Raw genomic sequence first — 1,052 nt, forward strand, 5'->3', positions numbered from 1 at the left:
CCGTTTTCCCACATACGAGATAGACCTGCCCTAGGCTAGATAGATGAATTGTCATAGAGCAACACCTTATCCAAAAGCTCTTCTATCATTTCGAGATTGAGAGATTGAAAAAAACTTACTTCAAGCTTGCCAATACGAATTTTAAGCAGAATATCATTTCTCTTTTTAGAATCAAAACGACGAGATTGTGGAATCTCTACAGGAACAATAGGTTGTGGCATTAAAATATCCTCCAATAGTTTTACTTTACTAATAGTATACAGGAGGTCTTCCATGAATGATAGATACCTTGTTATGACGCGCTTACAGGTCTTCCATGAATGATAGATACCTTGTTATGACGCGCTTACAGGTCTTCCATGAATGATAGATACCTTGTTATGACGCGCTTACCATCCATCAACAGAGAGAAGGACGACAAAAAAGAAAGGACAAAATTTGTCCTTTCTGAATCTTAGCTAACTTCCCTCTACTATAGTTGTCAAAGAGGCTTCTTCACTATCTGCTATAGGGTGAGTATATCCAGCTAATGTGTAGGTTACCCTAGTTCTTTTTAATTGATAAAGATTTTTGCATGTGAAGGCTATTGAGAATCAAATAGAATCATCTACTTAAGCTTCTTCATCATCTTTTTTCTTTTTAGAAAAGAGTAAACCGACTGCTCCAAAGATTGATAGAAGTCCTAGAGCAGCTGTAGTGCTATCTGATCGACTACCAGTATTAGGTAATGCTGCTGCCTTAGCCTTGTCCTTAGCCACTGGGTTAACTGCTGCTACTGCGGCAATTCCGTCTGCTTGCGCTTTGTCCACGCCTGCTTTGTCCGCTGCCGCTTTAGCTTGTTTCTTAGCCGCTGCTTTTTCTGCATCTGAAAGTTGTGCGTTCGCATCAATCTCGGCTTCTTTTTCCTTAAGCTTAGCTGCTACTGCTTCCTTAGCTTTGTCCTTAGCCACTGGATTAACTGCTGCTACTGCATCAATACCTTCCGCTTGCGCTTTGTCCACGCCTGCTTGGTCGCTTGCTGCGTCAATGGCTTGGATAGCTTTGTCCGCTGC

The 1,052-nt window shown here is 41.5% G+C and carries 2 protein-coding genes; both read right to left on the minus strand.

What is annotated here, in order from left to right; all coding sequences use genetic code 11:
* Positions 1–35 precede the first annotated feature (35 nt).
* On the minus strand, positions 36–221 hold the full coding sequence (locus HT671_RS10550) for a hypothetical protein (RefSeq protein ID WP_031223047.1): 186 nt from the start codon (positions 219–221) through the stop codon (positions 36–38).
* 390 nt (positions 222–611) lie between these two features.
* Positions 612–1,052: LPXTG cell wall anchor domain-containing protein (locus HT671_RS10555; protein WP_172923159.1), on the minus strand; the 441-nt coding region annotated here is incomplete at its 5' end.

It is taken from the genome of Streptococcus sp. 2741, from assembly GCF_013276315.1.
GTDB classification, from domain to species: Bacteria; Bacillota; Bacilli; order Lactobacillales; family Streptococcaceae; genus Streptococcus; species Streptococcus pseudopneumoniae.

Bases quoted from the DNA above. Each gene is read 5' to 3' on its own strand.
- HT671_RS10550 (WP_031223047.1), bottom strand. From the start codon at position 221: ATGCCACAACCTATTGTTCCTGTAGAGATTCCACAATCTCGTCGTTTT.